We start from the raw sequence: 22,797 nt of genomic DNA on the forward strand, positions 1-22,797 counted from the left end.
TGTAAGCGTATACTTTTTGGTGCTATTTCTCCAATGTCTGTGTGTGTTTTTATAAACTTTCTGTTAATCAATGGATTCAAAATAAGTTTGTAATGTTTTAAATTAAACCCAATGAAAGCGTATTATTACTGATGCACTTTCAAGAAATAAAATCGAAATCGAATGTTAAAGTCTAGTTTGAGCGCGCTTTTTAATATTCTATAGTTCGATTACTAGTAAGAATGGAGGGTTTATCGTGAAAAGTCAGATGGGCGAAGCGATCAAATCAAAAAAAGCTGTCCCCTTTCATCGTATGTTAGCATATGCCAGCACCGATACTGCGGGAAATTTACTTTATACCACAGTCACTACATTTATTCTTTACTATTATACAGATGTATTTGGTTTAACCGTTGCTGCAGCAGGCACCATATTGCTCGCTGCACGGGTTCTTGATGCTTTTGATGCACCTGTATGGGGATTTATCATCGATCATACTCATACTAAGTGGGGACAAAGTCGGCCTTATTTTCTCTGGATGGCATTCCCATTTGCTATCTTTTTTATACTAATGTTCTGGTCACCAAATTTAAGTCATACTGCTAAATTCTGGTGGGCTATGATTACTTATTTGTTATTTGGTATTTCCTACACCGGAGTTGGTACACCGATTAGCTCAATTCTGCCAAATTTATCTAATAACTCTGAAGAACGAATCAAATTAAACAGTACCCGGATGATTGGTGGAAATATTGGATTCTTCATTACAGCTACTTTTACGTTAAGTTTCGTATCTTTTTTCGGGCATGGAAACGATATTGGTGGTTGGAGAACCACAGCAATCGTATTAGCTATAATCGGCTTTGCCCTCTTAATGTTTGCTTTTTCTGATACTCGAGAAATTAATACCCAATCTCAAAAACCTTTACCAATCATTTCATCTATTAAAGCTGCCAAAAGTAACTGGCCATGGTTCATCTTAGTAATAGTTTTTATTTTCTATTGGCTAGGAAACTCTTCACGAACCTCAGTTTTAGTTTACTATACCCAATATAATCTAGGTCATAAAGAATTTGCGTCTATTCTAAATGCATTGGTCATGTTCCAAATTATTGGTATGTTACTAATTCCATTCTTGGTTAAAAAGTTCCGGAAGACACATGTTTTAATCTTTGGTATGTGCTTAGCAGCATTTGGTCAACTACTGATTTCATTTACTGGATCATCTTTAATTGCTCTTAGTACAGCCTGGAGTTTAGCATCTGTAGGAACAGGTATCTCTGTTTCAATGCCCTTTGCAATGTTATCTGACACCGTAGATTATGGCGAATGGAAGAATGGTATCCGTGCAAGTGGTTTCTTAACAGCTATTGGTAGTTCATTTGCCATCAAAATAGGTTCCGGTCTTGGCGGTTGGGCACCTTCTATGGTTCTAAACCATGCTGGTTATAAAGCTGGAGTATCTCAAACTACTGCTTCACTTTCAGCAATTAAATTTAGCTTTAGCTATTTACCAGCTATTTTCTTCGTAATTGGAGCTATTATTATGGTTCTATACTTGAAATACGAGAAAAAAGAAGACATTATTAAAGCCGACTTAATCACTAGGCGTGGCGAAGTGAGTGATGAATAGTACGATTTACGCATAATGTCAGTATATAGCTATCTAAACTATATGCTGATATTTTGTCAAAAGATTAAAGAGGTAAGAATTGTGAAAAGTTCACTAAAAATTGATTTAAATGACCAAATTTCTACTATTGACAACCGAATCTATGGTTCATTCATTGAACAGCTTGGACGTGCTGTATACACTGGCATCTATCAGCCAAATCACTTTAGTGCTGATAAAGATGGATTTCGAACCGATGTTATCGATGCTATTAACAAACTGAACGTTCCAATAATCCGCTATCCGGGAGGAAATTTTCTCTCGCAGTATCGTTGGGAAGATGGCATTGGACCGAAAAATCAAAGGCCTACCCGCTTAGATATTGCATGGCGAGAACTTGAAACCAACCAATTTGGCCTTCATGAATTTATGGCGTGGTCAAAAAAGGTTCATGCAGTACCAAATTTGGCAGTTAATTTAGGAACTCGGGGTATTCAGGAGGCGGCAGACTTAGTAGAATACTGTAATTTCCCAAAAGGTACCTATCTAAGCGATCTTCGCCGAACATATGGCGCAGAGGCCCCTTTCAATATTAAGACCTGGTGTCTGGGCAATGAAATGGATGGTCCATGGGAAATTGGGACAAAAAATGCTAATGAATATGCGCACCTAGCTAATGAAACAGCAAAAGCAATGAAGAGAGTCGATGATTCAATTGAACTTGTTGCTTGTGGAAGTTCCTCAATGGATAATCCAACTTTTGGAAATTGGGAAGAAACAGTTTTAGAAGAATGTTATGACAATATTGATTACCTTTCACTTCATCGCTATTATGGTTACTACAATGATGACAGCCCAAAAGAATTAGATAATTTCTTAGGAAAAAATGTGGACTTAGATCAATTCATTAATGGTGTTGTAGCAATGTGTGATGCAGTCAAAGCACGTAAACGATCCTCAAAGAGTATTAATTTATCATTTGATGAATGGAATGTTTGGTATCATTCAAATGACGCTGACGCAAAAATAACACCCTGGCAGGTTGGATCACACCTACTCGAAGATATATATAATTTTGAAGATGCTTTATTAATTGGTAGTCTTCTAATTACATTACTAAAAAACAGCAACCGAGTTAAGATTGCTTGTCTAGCACAATTAGTGAATGTCATCGCTCCAATTATGACTAAAGAAAATGGAGATGTATGGTTACAATCCATTTTCTATCCATTTATGCAAGTTTCAAATTATGGCCAAGGAATTGCTTTAACCCCACACGTAAAAGTTGAATCTTACAAGTCCAGAGAATTTGACTCAGTACCCTACTTAGATACCATCGCTACTTTTGACAAAAATTCAAGAATAATCACTATTTTCGCTGAGAACAAAAATCAAAACGATATAATGGACTTCGACATTCAGGTGGATGATTTCAACTTTAAAAGAATAGTTCAAGCCACTCAATTTTTTGGTTACAACCCTAAACAGGACAATCGTAACGGAGAAATGAGATTAAAACAATTGACTGACATAAAGATCAATGCATCAGAAATTTCTGTTACTTTACAGCCCCTCTCTTGGAATATGATTCAGATTCAAATCATTTCTTGAGAGAAAACGATCCTATGACAATTAAAGGCACATAAATATAAGTTAGAAAATTTATTTAGTTTCATAAAATATGAGCAAAAACGATCCAGACCCAACAGTCAAAACTGTTGAATATGGATCGTTTTTATTCATTCATTCTATTCAATTGATGTGTCTAGTTACCTGAACTCGTACCTTTAACTTCACCAGCTTGAACACGATTTTCCTTGGTCAGGAACAATGCAGCGATAATAGTAGCTACCGCAACAATTGCACCTAAAACGAAGTATGTGTGTTGGAAACCAATTGAATCGTATAAGTTACCAGCAACAGTTGAGAAGATGAAGACCGATATTTGCTTAGCAAAGTTCGACGCTAACGCGTAAACAGTCGCATAAACACGGACATCGAAGGCACCGGCAATATACTTCATAATAGAAGTCAATACCAAAGGCATTTCGAAACCGGCCAGCAAACGAAGGATAATAACCCAAACAACACTAGGAGAAAGGGCACTACCAACGATACGGATGCAAAGGATGACACCATAAGCAATCAAACCATTACGTGAACCAATCTTGTTGATCAACCATGGCATTGGGAACATCAGTAAGAATTCCAAAGCAATTTGAGCAGTGGTCATGTAGCTGTAGGCACTTGTACCAGCTGCGGCGCTGTGGAAATAGCTCTTGAAGAAGATAATAAATTGTTGGTCAAAAACATCATACAGAGCTGAAGTACCAATGTAGAAAATTGAAAGAATCCAGAAGTTACGGATCTTGAAGATTTGACCAATCAAGCTCCAATCAAGTGAATCAGAATCGCCACCGGCTGCAGCAGCATTTTCCATATGAATCTTATCACTGAACAATACAGTACATACCAAGATAACACCCATTACAGAACATGCCCAGAAAATTGAGTTTGGAGTCCATAGGAACAACTTCCCACCTGCAAAGGAGGCACAGGCACCGGCTAATGAACCACCCATTCGTGAGTGGGCATATTCAAAACCGTTAGCTAAACTTGCACGTTGAACATATTGTTCAATGACGGAAACACCACCATTGAAGACAAAGCTCAAGAATACACCTGTAATGACAGCAACTAATGCCGAGTTAACATGTACCAACGGCATAAACAGCCACTGGAAGTACGGCCCAATTAAAATTGAAGCAATTGAAATTGTTGCCAAAAGGTTCTTTCTAAAGACCAGTTTATCCGAAATAATACCAAAAATTGGTTGGAAAATTAATGACATGAAAGCCATCATTGAAAAGACAAAACCAGCAGTGGTTCCGTTAAGATGTCCTACTTGTTCCAGCCAGAGGGTTAAATACCCGTTAATAATTTGCCACTGGAAGAAGTAAGTAAAGTGGGTAACCGGGAAACCCCAGAAATCCTTCTTTTTACTCGTTTGAGCAGTATCCAAAATTATTCACTCCATTTCTATACCTGTCACACAGTATACATAAATTGTTTAATACTTAGTCGTAGTTGTAGGGAACCGGCTTGCCAAAGTTAGGTGTGCCATCATCGTTCCACGTAAATGCCTGAACCTTCGTATGACGGTTTGGATCATACAACGGATCACCCTTTATTTCAGTGTAGTCACGGCAGTGGTATACCATAATATCAGTTTTGCCATCTTCAGCGACCGTAAACGAATTATGACCCGGACCATATTGGTGAGTTGATAAATCACTTTGAAAAACGGGTTTCTTTGACTTTGACCAATTACTTGCATCAAGTAAATCGACATCATCATTGACAGTTAACATACCCATAGCGTAATTTTCGTCGGTTGCACTAGCAGAATATGTTAAGAAATAACGGCCGTTGCGGTGAATAATAGCTGGTCCTTCATTTACCCAGAATCCTTTGGTTTCCCAGTTGAATTCTGGCTTTGACAACATGACAGGCTTCGTCTTAAGTGTCCAAGGATTTTCCATTTCAGCAATGTATAAGTTGGAATTACCGCGAATAGCTTTATCTTTTTGTGCCCAAACATAATAAAGTTTGCCGTTAGCTTCAAAGCAAGTAGCGTCCAAAGAAAACGTATCTTTATCGGTGACAACTTGACCGCGTTCTTGCCAAACATCTTCTCCTTCCATCGGATCTTCAGCATCACATTCAATGCAGAACATCCGGTGTTGGAACATCCCGTTTTCATCTAGAGCTGTGGTTTCAGCAGCTGCAAAATAGATGAACCATTTACCATCAATATAGTGAATCTCCGGCGCCCAAACCAACTGGCTCATGGGACCGCTTTCATGCTTACGCCAAATTGTTCTTGGTGCAGCATGTGCTAAACCCTCTAAAGTTCTAGCACGACGTATTTCAATTAAATTATATGCCGGTACTGAAGCTGTGAAGTAGTAGTATCCATCAGTGTGCCTATAGATATAGGGGTCTGCCCGCTGAATAATGAGAGGACTCGTATACTGATTTGTGTTCGCCATGTTTACGATCTCCTTAATTTTTTATCACTACGTAGTTTGTTCCCTTGTGCACGTGATTATCATAAAATTGTCCGAAAACGATTACAATAGGGCTTTCAATGTTTTTGTGCTTTTTTTGAATTATGAGCAACCTTTATATTGCCAGTAAACGTTATTTTATCTATTTTCTTACAAATAAAAAGTAATTTTACTTTTTATACTGATAAATACCGTATTTCAAAAAAATATTTATTGAATAAATTAAGAATTCCAATGCTTTATCAAGAGACCTCTCTATTTACAACTCTATTTATTTTTGAATCGTATTATTCCAGTTATAATGCTGTTTAGTTAATGCTCCGATCGTTCTCCTTTTCATTAAAGTACATATTTTACTTGCAGCTCAATATATCATATGAATTTTTACCGATTTTTTCAGCGATTAACGCATTACTATTTAAAAGCAATGAAATCATTGGTAAAATACATATATATCAACAAATAAATGAAATTAGCTAACTAAATCATTGTTACTCTATGAACAATCAATGATTTTATTGGAGGCAAGTTATGGAAGCAGATATTTCTGAAAGTTCTCTCCCCGTTTATAAAGCACTGGCCAGTCCAGTGCGACTGAAAATTATTCAAAAGCTTTCATCTCACAAGATGAGTGTTTACGCGCTATCTATCGCTCTTGAATTGAGCAGTACCATTATCTTGCAGCATCTTAACAAATTAGAAGCAGCTGGTATTGTTAAATTTGAACGTAGTGGACATAACAAAGTAGCCCGTTTAACTGTCGATCAGATCAACGTGCAATTTCCACAACAGATTTATCCAGAGTTTGAGTCCTACACGACTGACGTGCCAGTTGGCCACTTCACCAATTTTTCAGTTAAGCCTTCCTGTGGACTAGCAGGTAAAACTGATTATATTGGCAAGGTCGATAATCCTGCCTATTTTATGGATCCTGATCGCATCTCTGCGGGTATGATCTGGTGGTGCAATGGTTTTGTTGAGTATCAATTTCCAAATTATTTAACAAAGAAAAACAATATTGAAATGCTTGACCTGACAATGGAACTTGGCTCCGAATTCCCCTTTTCGAATAATGTTTGGCCTTCAGACATCACTTTTTATATTAATGGAACTGAGATTGGTACCTGGACAGCACCTGGTGATTTTTCAGACACCCGTGGTAAGTACACACCTGAATGGGTGCCAGATAATGTTAACCAATATGGCATTTTAAAAACTCTGCGTCTAACACATGAAGGCAGTTTCTTAGATGGTCAACCATTTACGGATGTTACGTTAAGCGATATTACTACGGATAAAGAAACTTTCTCAGTTCGTTATGGCATTAAAAAAACCGCCAAGAACAATGGCGGTTGCACAATATTTGGAAAGGGATTTGGAAATTACAATCAAGATATAGAGATGAAGTTATTTTATAGTTAAGTTGTGTAATAATATTTTTATGAGTCCGATCTACGTAAAATAAAAGGGTGTCCTTAAATTCGGCTAGTAACCTATGTTTAGAAAAACTAATAAAGATTTTTCTAAGCATATCACTAACGGAATCTATCGATACCTCTTTTTTGTCTATCCACATATACTTTTCAACTTAATTATTTGCCGGTCGACGATGCAAAATTAAGTCATCAATAACCGTTACAAGACCAAGGATCCCCATTAGAATATTCATCCAAAAATAGATATTTGTGATTTGCTCACCAATAAGACTATAAAAGCCCATCACAAGGACAGCTAGTCCAATCCAAAATTGAATATCCTTGAAAAAGTTGCGATTAAATTTTAGTTGTTTATTTGCCATAGTCGATACCTTCCCTAAAGCTCTGAATGTGTATTAAATTAGTTTGAATCCGGTGATTGTTCCGGATAATTTATTCCATTATGCATCATTCCCCGTGAAATGCAAGCGGTTACCTACTAATATTTAAAACTATTAGAGACTTAAATGCTGATATTACAGTCTTTTAAATAAGCTAAAAATTTATTCTATAAATTTTCCTATGATACTTAGAATGTCTTTTCTAAGCTAACTTGAACAAATAATTACGTATAATACAATCCGCCTTCTTTGAACTTTATCATTTTATTTTACACATAGAAAATTCTTCACGCTTATATAGTTGAACTATAATATTATCTGTCAGCCATAAAAAGACTGCACCTTCTCTTCTTCACGTGTACCTCTTTATCTTTTTTAGACATAAAAGACTGTACTCGTTTTGGTCCTATTTTATTTAATTAGTGTTCCACTAAGATTGTCACTTCACGTCATAATAATTATATAAAAGAAATAAAATAACTTTGTTGTCTCAATAATAAAGTTGCACCAAAAAAGCACTGCCATATTCTAACCATTGGTCTGGAATACAGTGGTGCTTATTATTTTGATCATTATCAGAAAATACCTTAACAAGCAGACAATCAATGGTGACTATTATTCGCGCCGTTTTCTCTTCGCACTAAACAAGCTAAGTAGGCTAGCGAGAAGGCTTAATCCAACAACAGCCACAAATGAAGAATTAGATTCGTTCGTTTGCGGTAGGCTAGAGGCTCTAAGCTGTCGCTCGGAATTTACGACTCGATTATTGTCAATAGAGCTTAAATTCTTCGACTGTTCGTCAATCGAGGCGCCATTTGAATTATTAACGGAGCCTTGGATAGGACTTGAAACCACGCTTCCTTTAGACGTATGAGTCGTTTGTCCGTTAATATTTCCGGCATTAGAAATATTAGAACCTTTACCAACTGTCGTCCCACCATTGGTAACGCCACCAGGGTTATTAATAGTTAAACCACCATTGGTCGTTGTCGACGTACCACCTCCCGATGAATTCGTGTTATTACCATCAACCGTGGTTCCCTCCACATTATTATTCGTACTCGTTCCATCTGTAGTATTTCCAGTCGGTGAATTACCAGTATTAGATCTAACATTATTTGCGGGTGTATTCTTCTCATAGCGAACAATAAATGTTTCGCTCATCGGTGCAGTGGTACTCAAGCCAAAGGTTTCAGATGGTACAGAAGTTGGGGAAGCTGAATATCCCGCTAATGTTGGAGTGGTATATGCATTGTAAAGATTGGTTCCAGCTGCAGGAACATAAATAGACTGTCCAGTAACAGCATTCGTAAATACATTATACTTAACAACTTGAACCACAGTTGCTGGCAGTGGAGCGGTCGAATCATCACTCACAAAGGTTATTGTTCGAGTTGTTGCCGATTGCGACCGCGTCATAGTCGGTTTGAGATAGACCGTGTAAACTTGATCGACACTTGGGTCCATATCTAGAACAACCGTTTGAGCTGGATAATTGTTGCTGACTAATTGATAGCCGGCGTTTTCAAGTTGCTGAATCTCTTGTTCTGGTGTGAACCAGGTCACAGCAGTACCGCCCTTATCAGTGATTGTATCAGAATGAATCATCTGCCCAGTTGTTCGATCAATATAATTAACAATTAAATTTTCTTGGCTAGGTACGTATTCAAACGTGTCCTCAAACAAATCATTATTTTGAGTATATTGGTCACCAAGTTCGTCTACTGTACTCGGTTGAATCGATGCACCAGTAACATCATATGGATATGGAATTGTATTACTGGCCGTGAGTGTATAACCAGGGACATCAGGAAAACTCGTGACATCTGGATAGACATAATCGGAAGCCTTTATCCCACCACTCGTTTCCCAATCTGACAAAATCAGCTGACCATTTTGTATCGTAGCAGTACGATAAAAAGTCTCTGAAGCATCTGGAGTGGTCAAATAATAAGTCGGCAGGCCATTAGTCATCGACATATTTGGCACGCTTGAATCCGATACCACCTGACCCTCAGAATTCATCAGATAGAAGGAATACCGAACAGAAATAGTGCCTTTCAACCACGTATCTGCGGTAACTGCAACACCATCTACAGTGCTGCCTGCTGGAATTAAGCCATCAGTCTGTTCGACATCATTCGAAGTGATCGTTGATCCAGTTAATGTGAGCGGTTGAGCTATGGGCGACACAGCCGTCAACTTTTGTGCTTGTTTCGTCGTCTGATATTGCTTTGCTAACGCCTCTTGAGTCGCGTTAATCTTCGAAGCAGCCGCATCTCCAAGATTTGTAGTGTCAACCGACTTATTCTGAGTGCTTAAAGCTGTTTCATCAGCATTATTGATCGAATCATTCTTTACAGACTTAGTCTCGGCAGTGGCTACTAGTGAAGCACTACTCTTCGCTGTGACTGTACCCTGTGTGGATACGTTTGAAGCGACCTTAACACCCACAGCAGACGAATCCTTTTCGCTAGCTGTGCCTGTACCCATACTACTCGATGAAACTGTAGTTTGGGAGCTAGTTCCACTGGTCGAAGTCGGTTCTGATACACTTGTTTGTTTTGATGTTGAAGACCTTAAAGTGGCGGTTTGGGTCTGTTTTGCAGTCTGCAACGTTGAACTTTCATTTTGTGGTTCATCGGTCGTATCATTATTACCATTGGTAGTAGTTGTGTCTGCGGATGCTGAAATTGAAAAACCGCTGAGACCTAATGTCGCAGTAATAATCCCAGCCACCAGCCACTGTTTGCCCGACTTATAGAGCTTATAATGAATTTCTCTGTTTTGATTTTCCATGACCCTTTGATTTAATCGACTCATTTGAATTCCCCCAATTATTATTGATTTAAACAATCAATATCCTACTGGATTCAACCTTCATGAAAACCTAGCACTATGCGGTATCTAGAATTAAGTGCACCTATGATCTTTCACGCTTATGCTACCGCCTGTTTTAGTGAAATTCAATCAAAACAGTTAAGATCTAAATTATTAGGAGTTCAAAGCTGGCTTTGTCTTAAAACCAATTACTTTTTATATACTATAATATTGGTGGCTTCAGTAAAGTCCACCGTTTCTGCGTTTCGCACGTCTTTTATACCCAAAAAATTATTAAGGGTATTCATCAAGCAAACAAAACCGTCTTACTATCTCATACAATAACAAAACACCGATAAGCTGAAAACCTATCGGCGTTTTATTTATAAATTCTGCCTAAAATTGTCATTCTCCATCCCGCTTAACACTCGCCCGATACTTTGTCGGCGCAACTCCGGTGTACTTCTTAAACGAAGTTGAGAAATAATAAATGTTTTGAAAACCAACGTTCAGCGCGATATCTTCCACTGACGAGTCGGTGTTTAGCAACCATCTAGCTGCTTCTTCCATCCGGTATTGCATCAGGAATTCTGCTGGTGACAAGCCAATCGTTTGCCGCAGGACCCGAACCAGATAGTTCGGTCGTTGGTTGAAGTGTTCACTGAGCGTAGAGGCAGTAATTTTCTTGTTGAAGTTTTTCTTTAAATACTGCTGGATTGCCAATGACAACTGCGTTAATTCATTCTTTGCATTATCCTGAGCCTGTAAGCAAGCCAACAGCTTAATATACGTTTGCTGAGCCTCAAAGAACTGCTTAGAATCACAGTTTAGCTCCTTTGATACCAATTGATCCACCAAGGGATACACTAAACCAGTGTTATTGATTGGTCTGTGCTGCATCAAAAACAACGTCTGAATGGGTACTGGCGGGTGCAGCATGATCGTCTTCATTGCGTTCTTAGCTGGCGTCAACGACGACTGAACGTGCCAGTCTCCTGCCACGTAACCGTAGATCCAGTCTAGTTCAACCGACTCCTTTTTTGCCCACCACATGTATTTGTGATGCCCCGGGGTCATAATGTAAAGATCGTTTTCGTTAACGGTTTGTTCGTCACCGTCCTGAACCATCGTGAGCTGCCCTTTACGGACAAATACAAACACGAAGTATTCTAAATGAACTTGGTTCATCTTACTGCCATCAGGTTCAAGTTCAACCCGGCGACCTTCAATAAAAGTCGGTAGTGGCAGGCAAGATAGCGAAAGATATGCAGTTTGTGCCATGGTCGTTCCTCCTAACAACATTCGCTATCATTTATATAATCCAGCTTAATCATATCACAAAGATGCCGATAGCCTATCATGTCATATTTCTATTCCTAATTCTATTTTAACAATATCACATGCGTTATAACAACAAAAAGTGTTATTAACTCCAATAAATAATGGGATTAATAACACTTTTTCAGTTTAGTCTTGTTTTATAAATTTCCTAATAAAGTCTTGTACAGCCTTGTTATCACTTGGCTTACCGATGGTAATTCGCAACCAATTTTGGCCTAACCCGGTCCGAATTAAGTAGCCTTGATTTAATAAATAATCGCTTAATTCAGACGCATTATTTATATTAATAAACAAAAAGTTAGCCTGCGAGGGATAAAAACGAATCTTCATTTCGGTTAGGAATTCCTGCCACTTGTTGCGTTCCACCGCTACTTTTTTGACAATATCCTTCACAAAGGCCTGATCACTATAGGCCGCCGTCGCCGCAATTTCGGCAAACGTGCTGAGATTATACGGTAGACGAACTGTCTGTAAGATACTTGCCAACTCTGTTGAAACAACGGCGAAACCAACTCGGAAGTTAGCTAGCCCGTAAACCTTTGAAAAGGTTCGCAGCACAACCAAGTTACTGTATTTTGCTACCAAATCAACTACTGATGGTGATGCCTCTTCCGTCACAAAATCAATGTAGGCTTCGTCAACAACCAGGTAGACGCTGGTCGGAATCTTTGCCAACAGCGCTTCAATCGCTTGCGACGTCAGGTAAGCGCCGGTGGGATTATTGGGATTGCACAGCCAGATCATCGCGGTTTTCGGCGTGACTGCTGCAGCCATTTGCTTTAAGTCTGTCGCGCCCTGCTCATCGACTGGGACATCCACCAGTTTAGCCCCTTCAATTTCTGCGTGCAGGGCATATTCAGAAAAGGTCGGCTTGGTCAAAATGACTTCATCACCAGCAGAAAGCAGTGTCCGTGATAAAAGCTCAATAATTTCATCAAGACCATCACCAAAAACTAAGCTTTCTGGTAGGACTCCTAACCCTTTTGCTACGGCTGTTCTTAAGCTGGAAACATCACTGTCCGGATAGCGGTTAGCACCCGATACGCCCCAGTCCATAATTGCTTGCGCCACTTTGGGAGACGTCCCCCAAGCATTCTCATTAGCTGAGAGCCTGACTAGTTTCATCAGTCCGCGTTCCTTTTTCAGAGCACTCAACGTTTTTTCAGGCACGTAAGGCTTTAGGCTTTTAACTGTTTGCTTGACCATTCGCACGCCCCCTACAAATCTTTGATATCGCGACGCTCTTTAGTTTTACTCATCAAGCCTTCACGTTCTGCCAATTCGCGCTTGACTTGATCAACGCTAATACCGCGGTCAACCATCAGCACTAAGACGTGATAAGCCAGGTCAGCGACTTCATAAACGAATTCATCATCGCTGTCGTTTTTGGCAGCAACAACGACTTCCGTGGATTCCTCGCCCACCTTTTTCAGAATTTTATCCAAGCCTTTGGTAAATAAATAATCAGTGTACGACCCCTCTTTAGGGTTATTTTTACGGTCTAAAATTAATTGGTAAAGTTCATCGAGATCTTGCATGTTTTAGCCTCCATAATTCAGTCAAGTTCAATACTGCGATAGAAACAGCTGGTGTGCCCAGTGTGGCAGGCTGGTCCAGCGGGATTCACGCGAAAGAGTAACGTATCTTCGTCACAGTCGATCTGCACAGCGACGATATCTTGCGTGTTGCCGCTAGTGGCACCCTTATGCCACAGCTCCTGTCGACTTCGCGACCAAAACCAGGTCTGTTTACTGGCCAAGCTGCGAGCATAACTCTCTTCATTGACGTACGCCATCATCAACACCTGATTGGTTTGATCATCGACGACAATCGTTGGCACAAGTCCATTTGGGTATTTAGCAAAATCTGGTTTTAACGTCATCGCACGGTCACCCCCGCCTTCTTCAAAGTCTGTTTAACGTCAGGTATGGTAAGCTCGCCAAAGTGAAATACCGAAGCGGCCAGCGCAGCATCAACGTCTGTTTGGTCAAATACGGTGGTGAAATCAGCCACTTTGCCACAACCACCAGAAGCAATGATTGGTACGTTAACCGCTGCTGTCAGTGCTTGATACAGCGGAATATCAAAGCCGCTCTTCGTACCATCCTTATCCATGCTAGTCACCAGCAGTTCGCCGGCACCAGCAGCAACGCCGTCCTTAGCCCACTGAATCACGTCTAGGTCAGTTGCCTGACGGCCGCCATTCACGTAAACCACGTAGCGTTGCGAGGCTGAATCCCATTTGCTATCGATGGCTAAAACGATGCACTGAGCGCCAAACTTTTCCGCCCCTGCCGTGATCAGCTTAGGGTCTTGAACGGCAGCGGAATTGACCGCCACTTTATCCGCACCAGCCTTTAATAACCGTTGCATATCATCTACGCTATGGATGCCGCCACCAACTGTCAGTGGCATGAAGACTTGACTTGCGACCTGCTCGATGGTGTCCACGATTGCACGGCGTTTTTCATTGGTTGCTGTGATGTCTAGGAACACCAGCTCGTCAGCACCTTGCTGTTCGTAGGCAGCAGCGATTTCCACAGGGTCGCCTACGTCAGTTAAATTAACAAAATTAACGCCTTTTTTAACGCGGCCGTGATCCACATCTAGACAGGGAATAATCCGCTTAGCTAACATTTTCGGCCACCTCCGCTAATGTTCTTAATGGTAAATCGCCAGTCGCCATTGCCCGGCCAACGATGGCAGCCTTCAAACCTGCATTTGCCAGGCCTTTCAAATCAGCTACCGTGGTTACACCACCAGAAGCAATCACTTCCGTTTCGGGAAAGGCCGCTTGTAAATCGCTCAGTAACTGGATATTTGGACCGCTTAACGTGCCATCTTTGCTGATGTCAGTGACGATAAAGTTCACCACACCAATGGCCACCATGGAGGCCATCAAAGTCTGCATGTCGACGTTACTCTCCTTTAGCCAGCCAGCAATGGCAACCTTCCCCTCCTTACCATCAATGCCAACGACGATCTGATCATTACCAAACTGCTTGATGGCCGCTTGGACCAGCTTTGGGTCAGTCAACGCCACCGAACCCAGAATCACCCGGTTAACGCCACTGGTGAGATAACTGTTGATCTGTGCTAAGGTTCGAATACCGCCGCCAACTTCCACTTTTAGATTAGTGGCGGCACAAATTTGCTGAATCAGTTTTCGGTTGACTGGGCGGCCACTTTTAGCGCCGTCTAGATCAACTAAGTGCATCCGTTTCAATCCAGCCGCTTCAATGGCTTCTGCCTGTGCCACCGGATCAGCAGAAATCAGCGTTGTTTGCTGAAAATCGCCCTGATATAGCCGGACGCTTTGTTGATCTTTAAGATCGATTGCGGGAATAATTTCCATTTTCTACCAACTCCTTAAATGCCGCTAGACGGCTGAGCCCAACGCGACCGCTCTTTTCCGGGTGGAACTGCATGCCGATCACGTTGCGGTCACGGACAATGCTCGGAATTTTCACTTGGTAATCGGCCTGAGCCAAAATGTATTTTGCCGCCGTTTTCACGTAAAACGAATGAACAAAATAGGTGGACTGCTGATCAAAATCCTTGGTCATCGGGTCAGTCTGCGTAACCTGATTTTGATTCCATCCCATATGCGGTACTTTCACACCCAAGTTATCTGGAATCGCCACCACTTCACCTGGAATCAGGCCAAGACCAGGCGTTTCACCGAACTCAAAGCTGCGGTCAAACAGTAGCTGCATGCCCAAACAAATCCCTAATATCGGCGTTTGCTGCTGAGCAACTTGCTTGAGTACCGGCACCAACTGGCGTTCATTCAAAGCATCAACGGCTTTTTTGAACGCACCGACACCAGGCAGTACAACGCCATCCGCGTGCAAGATCGCACTAGGATCTGCCGATAAGGTGTTTTGAATCTGCAGGTAATCCATCGCCTTTTTCACGTTCCGGGTATTCCCGGTATCATAATCAACAATGACGATCATTAAATCACTCCCTTGGTGGAAGGCACCCCTTTAATTTCTGGATTCAGTGTCACGGCAGCCCGGAGCGCACGACCCAGCGCCTTGAACAGGGTTTCGACCTTGTGGTGGGTATTGCGGCCGTACAAAACTTCCGCGTGTAAGTTCATTTCGGCGTTAAAAGCGAACGCCTGAAAAAAATCTTCAGTTACTTCCGTGTCGTAATCGCCCAGCTTTGGATTAGTGAGTTCAGCGTTAAAAACCAAGTAGCTGCGTCCTGATAAATCAATCACGACCCGGCTCAACGTTTCGTCCAAAGGGATCAATGCTGACCCGAAACGTTCGATCCCAACTTTATCACCCAAAGCCTGCTTTAACGCCATCCCTAAAGCAATTCCCACATCTTCAGTGGTGTGGTGCGGATCAACGTTCAAGTCACCCTTTGCTCTGACGACTAGGCCAAAGCGACCGTGACGGGCAAAGGCATTCAGCATGTGGTCGAAAAAACCGATACCAGTATCAATGTCGATCGTTTCGTAATTATCTAAGTTCAGGCTCAACTTGATCTGGGTTTCATTGGTATTGCGCGTAATCGTTGCTTCTCTCATGCCATTGCCCCCTTAGTTGAACCGTGCTTCAACGGCACGGGCGTGTGCTTCCAAGCCTTCAACACGAGCCAGTGTCGTGATCGCTTTTTCTTCCTTCTTGAGTGCTGACTTAGAATACGAAACAAATTGAATTCGTTTAACGAAGTCGGAAACACCTAGTGGCGAGAAGAACCGAGCGGTACCGCCAGTTGGCAAGATGTGGTTAGGACCAGCAACGTAGTCACCCACTGGTTCAGAAGCGTTGTAGCCGAGAAATACCGAGCCGGCATTTTTAATTTGATTGAGGTACTGAACAGCATCCGCCAGTTCGATCTCCAAGTGTTCTGGAGAAATTGCGTTCATCACGGTAAAGGCGTCATCAAGGTTGTCCACGACAGCGATGAAGCCCTTATTGGCAACTGAAGCACTGGCAATTTCACGCCGCGGCAAAGTTTTTACCTGACGGTCGATCTCATCACTGACGGCCTGCGCAAACTGCTCACTTGGTGTAACCATCATCGGCCGAGCCAGCTTATCGTGTTCCGCCTGTGACAACAGGTCGGCAGCGACATTCTTAGCATCCGCACTATCATCAGCAATCACGCCGATTTCTGAAGGACCAGCAATCATATCAATATCGACCTGACCAAAGACCTGTTTCTTGGCAATCGCCACGAAGATGTTTCCAGGACCGGTGATCTTATCGACCCGTGGGATGCTTTCAGTGCCGTATGCTAGGGCGGCAATGGCTTGTGCCCCACCGACTTGGTAGACTTCATCGATACCAGCAATCTTAGCAGTGGCTAAAACGGCTTGGCCAATGCCGTCCTTTTGCGGTGGTGTCACCATTACGATTTTGCCAACTCCCGCTAGTTTTGCCGGAATCACGTTCATTAAAATGGATGATGGGTAAGCAGCAGTCCCACCCGGAACGTACAGACCAACCGCTGCTAACGGCATAATCTTTTCACCCCTGACAACACCGGGCTGTTCGGCGTCGACAAAGCCGTTTTGAATTTCCTTTTGGTGGTAACTAATGATGTTAGCTTTCGCTAGGTTCAACGCATCGATCAGATCATCATCCGCAGCTTCAAAAGCGGCATCAATATCAGCTTGTGGCACGCGTAGGTTATCCTGCTCCACCTTATCAAATTTACGGCTGTAGGCCTTCAAAGCTTCGTCACCGTTTTTAATGACGTTACTAATAATGTCAGAAACGGTAGCTTCAACATCTGGCTGGTTAGCCTGCTGGTCAGTTTGACGGTCAACTTGTTCAAGTAATTGGTCTAAAGTCTGGTTTTTTAAAATTTTCATTATGCATTCACTCCTAATTTGGTTTGTGCGTTCTTCAAGTTACTGATCAAGGTTCGAATTTCAGTTTGGTACTGTTTTACCGCTAGCCGGTTAACGACCAGCTTGGTACTGACTGGTTGCAGTTCGGCATATACGTGCAGGTTATTTTCACGAAGCGTCGTGCCGGTCTCAGTAATATCCACAATTGCATCAGCCAGGCCAATTAACGGTGCCAGTTCAACGGATCCTTCAATGCGGATAATTTCAACGTCTTCACCGATACTTTGAAAATAACGCTTGGTGATGTTCGGGTACTTAGTCGCAATGATCTTTCGGCGAACTTGCTGCGGATCGAACTGACTGGTGGAAGCTAGGACGAAACGGCATCTGCCAACCCCTAAGTCGAGCATCGCATACTGGGTATTGTTCTGTTCTTCCAGGATGTCACTACCAACGATCCCCAGATGGACTGAACCGTTGTTGAGGTAGGTCAAAACGTCCGGCCCCTTCACGAGAATCGTTTCGTAAACCGGATCCTCATCGAAAATCAACCGGCGTCCCTTGTTACGAATACCGCTGCAGTCGATGCCGCTAGCTTCCAGCAACGGCACCACCTGCTCTTCCACACGTCCCTTTGTCAACGCAATTTTAATGGCCATTTAAGCACCCGCTTTCGTTAAATCTAATAACTGTTTATTAGTACTGACCGCAATCCGTTGGGCCTCTCCCAAACTATCAGCCAGACACAGCGTACTGTTTGGCGTGGCAGCTAGTTTGGCTTCCGCAGCCTGCCACTGACTGGGCTGAAAATAGATCAGCGTCTGCGGCGGCGAACTTGGCGTCGGTGCCCGGTCAGCTAACGCGTCAACATCGAATGCTAAACCAACTGCCGGTTCCTTCACCTGCTGGAAACTCGTCAGCAGATCATCGTAGCGACCGCCACTAAACAAGTAGTCCGAAGCGTTTTGGGTATATCCCCGAAAGGCCATCCCCGTGTAGTACTGCTGGGGTGAAGGAATGCTCAAGTCGAGAACGACTTTTTGGTTGGGAGCTAAACGATTGATAAATGCATTTGTGGCGATCAGATCATCAATCACTGGCTGCAATTTAGGAATCTTTGGCAACCGCTGAACCACTGCCATCACGGTGTCAAAATCACCAAACAGCCATGGCCATTCCTCTAAGAAACTGCCGAAGTCTGTATCAGCCATCAACTGGGCAATGTGGTTATAAGTGGTGAGGTCCTTATCAAACAGCGCTTGTTTCAAAGCACTGTCGGTAGTCTCAGAGACTGGCAACGCTGCTAGCACAGTGTTCACAAACCGAGCGTCACTCAACTCCAACGTCATTTCATCAACGCCGGTCGCTGAACAGCCAGCAAGCGCAATCGTTAAGCACTCCCACTCGCCCTTCAAACTACCGTAGCCCACCAACTCGATGCCCGCTTGCGTCAGTTGATTGTAACTGCCGGAAAGCTGCTTCTTAACTCTAAATACATCGCCGCTGTAATACCATTTCGCCGGTAACTCAACGCCAGTGGTACTCATCATCCGCGCAACGGGCAACGTTAGGTCTGGTCGCAGCACCAGTGCCTCCCCCTGTTCGTCTAATAATTGGTAGGGTCGATAATTATCAAGATTCAGCGGCTTAAACACGTCCGCGTATTCAAGAATTGGCGTTGTTAATTTCGCAAAACCGCGCCGTTTAAAGATCGCCATCAGCTGTGCGGAAATGGTCTCCTTGACGGCGGCACGGGGGCCAAATTCATCCCGGGTGCCACTTGGCAAATTTCGATTTTTGATCATTAGCTGCTCCTTTCTAACAAAAAAAGCCCTCGCAAACTAACTTGATAGTTTGCGAGGGCGATATGATCGCGGTTCCACCTCAAATGCATCGACACCTCACGATGCCGACCTTACGTTGCCAATAACTAGTCGTCAGTCCACACTGAGAACAGTTACGGTAACCCTGATAACGCTAAACATGCGGAGCGGCCTACTTAGTTCAGCCGATCAGTTCATAGAGGTGTTTCACTGGTCCAACCACCCGGTTTCCATCATCCCGAGCTCGCTTCACGTTAGATCCCAGTTACTTATTCTAATCACAACTTTTTGTCATTAAGTTTTAATGTATGCTTATAAGTTACCACCAAATTTTAATTTGTCAATACTTTATTTGGCCTTTTCTTTACTATCAGTTACTAATTGGTCGTGAGACCCAAAGTCCAGCAGGTCTTGAATCGTTTGCCGAAACTTTAAAAAATCATCTGAAGTTCGCTGACGTGGATAAGGCAGCGGATTAGTGACAATTTGCTTAATCTGACCTGGTCGCGGCGTCATCACAATGATCCGTTGCGACAAATAGACGGCTTCATCGATATCATGGGTGACTAAAATCATCGTCGTCTTGGTTTGTTGCCAAACCCGGTAGATCACATTTTGAATGTCTGCACGGGTAAAGGCATCTAAGGCACCCATTGGTTCATCCAGCAACAAGAGTTCTGGGTGCATGATGATCGACCGTGCTAGGGCCGCTCGTTGTGCCATCCCACCGGAAACCTGGTGCGGAAATGCCGATTCAAAGCCTTGCAGACCCATGAGCGCAATGTAGCGATCAACCAATTGTTTGTCAAAATGCCGGCCTTGCGTCACCCGTAGACCAGCCGCAATATTGTCGCGAATCGTCTCCCACGGAAATAGACTGCCGTGTTGAAAAACGTAGCCGCGTGATGCGTCTGGTTTTGTGACGAGCTCATCCTTGACTTTAACGGTGCCGCCTTCCGGACGATCCAAACCAGAAATCAGCCGTAGCAGCGTCGTTTTGCCGCAACCAGAAGGTCCAATCAGTGAAACAAATTCACTCTGTTGAACATCAAAATTAATGTTTTGTAAAACGTTGACCTGGGCACCATTATTATCGGTCAGCACTCGGTTGACGTTATTGACTTCAAGTAAACTCATAATCTACCTCCTAATTGCCATTCTCGCGCCAGCGCAACAGCCGTGCTTGAACCTTGCTGAAAATGGCAAAGATAATTGAGAACAGCAACGCCATGATCACGATGGCAGCGTAAACCTGCGTGTAGTTGCCGACCCCTTTGGCCCAGTTGATATACCAACCAAGCCCGACTTTGGCGCCAATCATTTCCGAAATCACCAGCATTGTAAACGAGAGACCCATCGCAGTGAAGATTCCGATAAAAATACTTGGTAAAGCACCAGGAATCACAATTTTTCGAACAATTTGAGCCTCACTAAACCCAAGGGTCTTCGCTGATTCAAAGTAATCCTTGGAAATGCCTTGAACACCGCCAATTGTCATGAAGGCGACGGGAAACCAAACGGAAAAGGCAATTAGGAAGATCTCCGCCAAGTAACTAGTTGGAAAGATCACCATTGTCAATGGCATCCACGCAGCAGCTGGAATAATACCAATGACCTTCAAATACGGGAAAGCCCAGTAATTAAACTGCCGGTAGCGACCCATCAAGAGACCTAAAACAACACCGATCAACGTCCCAACAACAAAGCTGATCGCCCATAGCCCTAATGAGGACAAGGTCGACTCCCAGAGTAACTTGGCATCTTCGTGGATCTGCTGAAGAATCTGCGCAAAACTGACGAAAAATGGCAGTTCCATAATGGCAAATTTTTCGGTGATCAGATCCTGCACGATCAGCAGAATCCCAATCGAGCTATTCAGTTGCGCAAAGTGACCGCTGTAACTTCGGACGCCACCATGCGTCACCTGACCAACCACGTACACAATGACTAGGTAGGCAATATAGGCGATCAAAAACCAGTGGTAATACGTATTATCCACGGTTTCTCGAGTAGCTAACAGTGCGTTTTCAAGGTAGGCCACAACGAGCGTTACCACACTGAAGACGTTCCAGCCGACCGACCATTTCTTCCAATACTTCCGCTCACGCTCATGTTGCTGGAGCAATTTTCGTTCCTGTTTACCTGACGCTTGCATACGCGTTCCCCTTTTTCTTTTAAATTTAATTCAAGCGTCTTCTAACGCCTTGATCATTCACTCATCCGGCTGTCTCGCAGACTGGACCTTACTGCGTAAAACTGGTTAGACCGTTCTGATTAGTGGCGAGGCTAACTGCCCGATCACTTGGGTCAAATTCCCACCAGCATAGACAGTGAGTACCTAATGCAAAGTGTGGCGCCCATTGCTGGTACAACAGTCTAACCAGTCTAAACGACGACAATTTTACAGATCCCAAATCAACAGCCGTAACCTCCAACCGGGATTTTCAATCATCTAACGCCAGCTCCTAATTCATCTTCGGATTCCAATAAGCCTGCTTCAAAAGTTGCTTGTTGTTGGTATTCTTCTTCAGATAACCAGCTTCTTTAAGCTGTTGAATGTAGTAACTCAAGTCCGACTTACCCTTCTTCAGATTCAAATGGAAGCGTTCAGTGCGTAAAATTTCTGAAACGTTTTTAACATTGATGAACTTCGTCTTAGAAACGTAGCCTTTGCTCAGTTCGATCTTAGCCGTTTGTTCTGGGTGCTTGTTGATCCATTCAGCCGCTTCTTGATAGGACTTAACAATGGCCTTAGCCTTCGGTGTGTCGTTATTGATCAACTTGTTTGAAATGTACAGATAGCAGCATGAGCCCTGTTTCTTCATGCCCATGGCAGCCTGTTTAGCATTTCCTGAAGCATTGTTATTATCAATAATGGTCTTAAAGCCATTTTGCTTTTGAGCCTGGTACGCGTATGGATCAACGGTCCCAATGGCGTCAACCTCACCCTTTTGAGCAGCTTTAGCTAACAGATCAGTACTGTAAACCTTCCAAGTCACGTCCTTTTTGGGGTCGATACCAGCATGCTGCAAAGCAATTGAAGTCACGTACTGCGGGGTTGAGCCTTGAGCTGGAATGCCGATGGTCTTACCCCTTAGATCCTTAACGTTATTGATCTTTGAATTCTTCGGTACGAGTAACTTAATGCAGCCTTGGTGAATACCACCGGCCGCTTTGATTTGAGCACCATTTTGAATTGCTGGCAGATATTGGAAATCACCGTTTTGGGCGTCGTACTTACCACTGGCAAATCCGGCCTCCAGATCACTGATATCACGTGGGTTAGCTACCAACTTAGCCTTGATACCGTTTTGCTTAAAAAAGCCCTTTTCGTACGCGATGTAGTTTGGTGCATTACATACGGAGCCATCTTTGGCAGGTACGGTGATCGAACCGTATTTATAAGTGCTGGTCCCCTTATTTGCCGAATTACTGCCACAGCCCGCTAAAACACCAACTAAGGCGAAGACGCCGACCAAACTAAAAAATAACCTTCTAAACTTCATAACCCAAAACCTCCC

Annotated in this window: 21 protein-coding genes and 1 other annotated feature; of the genes, 3 read left to right on the forward strand and 18 right to left on the reverse strand. The window is 42.9% G+C overall.

Going from position 1 to position 22,797, the window contains the following annotated elements:
- Nucleotides 1–247 precede the first annotated feature (247 nt).
- A complete protein-coding gene (locus tag GM612_RS03270; protein WP_155431095.1) occupies nucleotides 248–1,612 on the forward strand; it encodes a glycoside-pentoside-hexuronide (GPH):cation symporter in 1,365 nt (454 codons plus the stop codon).
- 81 nt (nucleotides 1,613–1,693) lie between these two features.
- Nucleotides 1,694–3,202, forward strand: coding sequence for an arabinosylfuranosidase ArfA (gene arfA / locus GM612_RS03275; protein ID WP_343031781.1), 1,509 nt, complete (start codon nucleotides 1,694–1,696; stop codon nucleotides 3,200–3,202).
- A 154-nt stretch (nucleotides 3,203–3,356) separates the two neighbouring features.
- Here the strand turns inward: arfA and GM612_RS03280 are convergent, their stop codons facing one another.
- On the reverse strand, nucleotides 3,357–4,613 hold the full coding sequence (locus tag GM612_RS03280) for an oligosaccharide MFS transporter (protein ID WP_155430965.1): 1,257 nt from the start codon (nucleotides 4,611–4,613) through the stop codon (nucleotides 3,357–3,359).
- A gap of 55 nt (nucleotides 4,614–4,668) precedes the next feature.
- The gene (locus GM612_RS03285) at nucleotides 4,669–5,643 is read right to left on the reverse strand and encodes a glycoside hydrolase family 43 protein (protein WP_155430966.1); all 975 of its coding nucleotides are present in this window, start codon (nucleotides 5,641–5,643) and stop codon (nucleotides 4,669–4,671) included.
- A gap of 549 nt (nucleotides 5,644–6,192) precedes the next feature.
- Between GM612_RS03285 and GM612_RS03290 the strand changes: the two genes are divergently transcribed.
- Nucleotides 6,193–7,083 (forward strand): ArsR/SmtB family transcription factor, encoded by an 891-nt coding sequence (locus GM612_RS03290; RefSeq protein WP_155430967.1) that lies wholly within the window; start codon nucleotides 6,193–6,195, stop codon nucleotides 7,081–7,083.
- A 166-nt stretch (nucleotides 7,084–7,249) separates the two neighbouring features.
- Here GM612_RS03290 and GM612_RS03295 read toward each other — a convergent pair whose 3' ends face one another.
- The 16 genes from GM612_RS03295 to GM612_RS03370 form a co-directional block, all read right to left on the reverse strand.
- Nucleotides 7,250–7,459, reverse strand: coding sequence for a hypothetical protein (locus tag GM612_RS03295; RefSeq protein WP_155430968.1), 210 nt, complete (start codon nucleotides 7,457–7,459; stop codon nucleotides 7,250–7,252).
- A 633-nt stretch (nucleotides 7,460–8,092) separates the two neighbouring features.
- Entirely contained in the window at nucleotides 8,093–10,300 is a 2,208-nt protein-coding gene (locus GM612_RS03300; protein ID WP_155430969.1) for a mucin-binding protein, read from the reverse strand.
- A 402-nt stretch (nucleotides 10,301–10,702) separates the two neighbouring features.
- Entirely contained in the window at nucleotides 10,703–11,578 is an 876-nt protein-coding gene (locus GM612_RS03305) for an AraC family transcriptional regulator (protein WP_173021206.1), read from the reverse strand.
- A 186-nt stretch (nucleotides 11,579–11,764) separates the two neighbouring features.
- Nucleotides 11,765–12,844 (reverse strand): histidinol-phosphate transaminase, encoded by a 1,080-nt coding sequence (gene hisC, locus GM612_RS03310; RefSeq protein WP_155430971.1) that lies wholly within the window; start codon nucleotides 12,842–12,844, stop codon nucleotides 11,765–11,767.
- 11 nt (nucleotides 12,845–12,855) lie between these two features.
- A complete protein-coding gene (gene hisE, locus GM612_RS03315; RefSeq protein WP_155430972.1) occupies nucleotides 12,856–13,176 on the reverse strand; it encodes a phosphoribosyl-ATP diphosphatase in 321 nt (106 codons plus the stop codon).
- A gap of 17 nt (nucleotides 13,177–13,193) precedes the next feature.
- Nucleotides 13,194–13,520, reverse strand: coding sequence for a phosphoribosyl-AMP cyclohydrolase (hisI, locus tag GM612_RS03320; protein ID WP_155430973.1), 327 nt, complete (start codon nucleotides 13,518–13,520; stop codon nucleotides 13,194–13,196).
- Nucleotides 13,517–14,275 (reverse strand): imidazole glycerol phosphate synthase subunit HisF, encoded by a 759-nt coding sequence (gene hisF / locus GM612_RS03325; protein WP_155430974.1) that lies wholly within the window; start codon nucleotides 14,273–14,275, stop codon nucleotides 13,517–13,519. The genes hisI and hisF overlap by 4 nt, the downstream gene beginning before the upstream one ends.
- Nucleotides 14,265–14,993, reverse strand: a complete 729-nt coding sequence (gene hisA / locus GM612_RS03330) for a 1-(5-phosphoribosyl)-5-[(5-phosphoribosylamino)methylideneamino]imidazole-4-carboxamide isomerase (RefSeq protein WP_155430975.1) — start codon at nucleotides 14,991–14,993, stop codon at nucleotides 14,265–14,267. Before hisA ends, hisF begins: the two co-directional genes overlap by 11 nt.
- Nucleotides 14,965–15,597 carry an imidazole glycerol phosphate synthase subunit HisH gene (gene hisH / locus GM612_RS03335; RefSeq protein ID WP_155430976.1) on the reverse strand — a complete coding sequence of 211 codons (633 nt, stop codon included), beginning with the start codon at nucleotides 15,595–15,597 and terminating at the stop codon, nucleotides 14,965–14,967. Before hisH ends, hisA begins: the two co-directional genes overlap by 29 nt.
- Nucleotides 15,597–16,181 carry an imidazoleglycerol-phosphate dehydratase HisB gene (hisB, locus tag GM612_RS03340; protein ID WP_155430977.1) on the reverse strand — a complete coding sequence of 195 codons (585 nt, stop codon included), beginning with the start codon at nucleotides 16,179–16,181 and terminating at the stop codon, nucleotides 15,597–15,599. Before hisB ends, hisH begins: the two co-directional genes overlap by 1 nt.
- A 12-nt stretch (nucleotides 16,182–16,193) precedes the next feature.
- Nucleotides 16,194–17,474, reverse strand: a complete 1,281-nt coding sequence (gene hisD, locus GM612_RS03345) for a histidinol dehydrogenase (protein WP_155430978.1) — start codon at nucleotides 17,472–17,474, stop codon at nucleotides 16,194–16,196.
- Nucleotides 17,474–18,112, reverse strand: a complete 639-nt coding sequence (gene hisG / locus GM612_RS03350) for an ATP phosphoribosyltransferase (RefSeq protein WP_155430979.1) — start codon at nucleotides 18,110–18,112, stop codon at nucleotides 17,474–17,476. The genes hisD and hisG overlap by 1 nt, the downstream gene beginning before the upstream one ends.
- Nucleotides 18,113–19,255, reverse strand: a complete 1,143-nt coding sequence (locus tag GM612_RS03355) for an ATP phosphoribosyltransferase regulatory subunit (RefSeq protein ID WP_343031790.1) — start codon at nucleotides 19,253–19,255, stop codon at nucleotides 18,113–18,115.
- A gap of 53 nt (nucleotides 19,256–19,308) precedes the next feature.
- Nucleotides 19,309–19,567: a binding site (T-box leader), on the reverse strand.
- Nucleotides 19,568–19,624: 57 nt separating this feature from the next.
- Nucleotides 19,625–20,413, reverse strand: coding sequence for an ABC transporter ATP-binding protein (locus GM612_RS03360; RefSeq protein ID WP_155430981.1), 789 nt, complete (start codon nucleotides 20,411–20,413; stop codon nucleotides 19,625–19,627).
- A gap of 10 nt (nucleotides 20,414–20,423) precedes the next feature.
- Nucleotides 20,424–21,431 carry an ABC transporter permease gene (locus GM612_RS03365; protein ID WP_155430982.1) on the reverse strand — a complete coding sequence of 336 codons (1,008 nt, stop codon included), beginning with the start codon at nucleotides 21,429–21,431 and terminating at the stop codon, nucleotides 20,424–20,426.
- Nucleotides 21,432–21,741: 310 nt separating this feature from the next.
- The gene (locus GM612_RS03370; protein WP_155430983.1) at nucleotides 21,742–22,782 is read right to left on the reverse strand and encodes an ABC transporter substrate-binding protein; all 1,041 of its coding nucleotides are present in this window, start codon (nucleotides 22,780–22,782) and stop codon (nucleotides 21,742–21,744) included.
- Nucleotides 22,783–22,797 lie beyond the last annotated feature (15 nt).

The organism is Secundilactobacillus folii, assembly GCF_009720675.1.
Classification (GTDB): Bacteria; Bacillota; Bacilli; order Lactobacillales; family Lactobacillaceae; genus Secundilactobacillus; species Secundilactobacillus folii.